This is a genomic window from Streptomyces katrae, from assembly GCF_000966975.1.
GTDB classification, from domain to species: domain Bacteria; phylum Actinomycetota; class Actinomycetes; order Streptomycetales; family Streptomycetaceae; genus Streptomyces; species Streptomyces katrae.
Window position 1 is genome coordinate 1 of record NZ_JZWV01001672.1, and the last position, 385, is coordinate 385.

The window sequence follows — 385 nt, forward strand, 5'->3', positions numbered from 1 at the left end:
GAGGGTGTCGCCCATGCCTCCGACGCCGGTCCACAGGCCCCAGGCGAGGGAGAGGCCGGGCAGGCCCGCGGCGTGGCGCTCGGCCATGAGGGCGTCGAGGTAGCTGTTGGCGGCGGCGTAGCCGCCCTGGCCGGCACTGCCGAACACACCGGCGACGGAGGAGAAGACCACGAACGCGGAGAGATCACAGTCCTGGGTCAGCTCGTGCAGGTGACGTGCCGCATCCGCCTTGGGGCGCATCACCTCGGCCACCCGCTCCGCCGTCAGCGCCCCGATCACCCCGTCGTCCAGCACCCCGGCGGCGTGGACGACTGCGGTCAGGGGCCGGTCGAGGGAGTCCAGGAGTTCCGTGAGGGCTTCGCGGTCGGCGGCATCGCAGGCGGCG

The 385-nt window shown here is 73.5% G+C and carries 1 protein-coding gene; it reads right to left on the bottom strand.

Going from position 1 to position 385, the window contains the following annotated elements:
- Positions 1–385 (bottom strand): KR domain-containing protein (locus VR44_RS39995; protein ID WP_045952609.1); only part of this gene is annotated, 385 nt, incomplete at both ends.